The following is a 2,098-nucleotide window of genomic DNA, read 5'->3' on the forward strand; positions in this document are numbered from 1 at the left end:
TTTTAATCACACGAAACGCGGGGGCGGGGAAAATTCCCTGGTCAACCAAGCGCTTCATCAAGAAGCATCCGAGCCTGATTAAGGGCTTTGTCAACAACGGTGACTCGGTTAAACACGGCCGGACTTACTGCGGGGCGACGCCGTTGATCATTGAAAAATACGGTCTCAAGCATATCCGCAATATTGATCGGGGCGGCAGCTTGGACGATGTCAAAGCAGTGCAGGCCTTTTTGGCCGAGCTTTAATGTTAGAGGCTCTTTGAGCAGCAAGGCCAACCGTTGTTATGCATTTGAAAATCGAAGAAAGCGAGGATGGGACCAAAGTGTTTCAGCCTTGCTTTTTTTTTCGATAAAAAATTCGTAACGCGGCAGCTGATGGCTAAGAGAGCGGGACGGCTACCAATAAAGGCTGTGTCCTCATCTGCAAAGGGGACAATCTTTGATATAGTCTTTTAGTTTGCTTTTAGTACGAGGCAGCGAGCCACAGACAGTACTGGCGTACGGAAAGGCAACGCTGACGCGGTTTGAAGAGGGTTTAGAAAAGTTTAAGCTTTTAAATTGGCATATCAGATGGTGTATGGTAAAATGGAATAGTATTGTATCTGGAGCGTCTGCATACAGGAGACAGTGGCATAATTGAACCTGCCCATCCGGATTGCAATAACACCTTATACTTTTATTTTACGAAGTTCGGACGGAAGGGTCTGAAAAGATGAATCTGGGGGAGCGGCTGCCTCCTAATCAGCTTTTCTGCTTTTCCAGATGTCTTGCATTTTATGAAAGGAAGTTTGTATGAACAAGAAATTCAAAGCATGGTTTCAGGTTATCATTCTTTGTCTCGGTATTTTTCTGCCGTCTTTGTCCCATGCGATGAAGGCCCAGGCAGCGGAATTTGACAATGTCATCACTAAGATGGACATTAAAAACAGCTCTGGAACTGACTTGACCCAAGGGATAGATATTTGGGAAGCCTTCCGTATCAATGCTCAGTTTGTCCTGCCGGACAATCAGCTGCATGCTGGAGATACGACGACAGTCTCCCTGCCGACGGAGTTAGCTTTCAGCAATTCGTCAAATATCGAGCTTAAAGATGAAGATGGACAGGTTGTTGCAAACGGAGTTCTGGATAATGCTTCAAAAACCATTACATTGACCTATACGGACTATGTAGAGCAAAAATCTGGGGTTCGCGGAGAATTCTTCTTCTATGTGCGTATTGACCACGAGGTTGTCACAGAAGAAAAAGATATTCCAATTACTGTCCGCGTGGGCAGCAATACCTTTACCCCTGGTACGGTCCACTACAACGGCCCGCCCAAGCAGTATGACTCTAAGATCGAGAAAAGCGGCTATCAGGCCAGTGAAGATGCCAAAAATGAAATTCACTACAACATTGCCGTTAACCGCAATATGGATCAATACAATGATGTATCGGTGACGGACCAGCTGGCAGATTCCAGTATCAAAATCGAGAAAGACTCTATCAAGGTCTATAAGATTGACTGGCGCTGGAATAACGGCGACTGGGCGCGTGACAGTACGGAAGATGTGACTGCAGACTTCCAGTCTAATATCGCTGTTACGGGCGACGGTGAAGGCTTTACTGTTGATTTTGGCGACTTGAACAAGGTCGGCTATCTCATTGACTATAAGGCCAAAGCTGACTATGATCTTGTCGATGGGGAGAAGGTCAGCAACAGCGCAACTTTGAACTACAATGATACCCAATCTGTCACTGTTGCCAATGACTATTCCTATCAAATTGCCGGCGGTACTTCAGAAGGCTATACCTTTAAAATCGCCGTGCAGAAGACTGATGAGTCCAATGCTCCGCTGAGCGGTGCGGTCTTTGAGGTTATCCGCAAGTCCACTAATAAAGTCGTCGGCACTATCATGACAGATGCAGACGGCAAGGCAGAGGTCGGCAATTTGCTGCGCGACACTTATCTGCTTCGCGAAACAACTGCCCCAGCGGGCTATGACAAACTGACAGAGGATATTACCATTGGTGCTGGCGACTTTGGCAAGACGCTGACAGTCGGCAGTCCGGCATCTGGTGACTCTGGCGACAGCAGCCTTTTGCGGTCAATGTTGTCAAT

Annotated in this window: 2 protein-coding genes; both read left to right on the plus strand. The window is 47.0% G+C overall.

Going from position 1 to position 2,098, the window contains the following annotated elements; genetic code table 11:
• On the plus strand, nucleotides 1-245 hold a 245-nt coding region (locus tag STRDD11_RS04425), incomplete at its 5' end, for a class Ib ribonucleoside-diphosphate reductase assembly flavoprotein NrdI (protein WP_128836283.1).
• A gap of 546 nt (nucleotides 246-791) precedes the next feature.
• Nucleotides 792-2,098 (plus strand): Ig-like domain-containing protein (locus STRDD11_RS04430; RefSeq protein WP_128836285.1); only part of this gene is annotated, 1,307 nt, incomplete at its 3' end.

The organism is Streptococcus sp. DD11, assembly GCF_001578865.1.
Taxonomy (GTDB): domain Bacteria; phylum Bacillota; class Bacilli; order Lactobacillales; family Streptococcaceae; genus Streptococcus; species Streptococcus panodentis.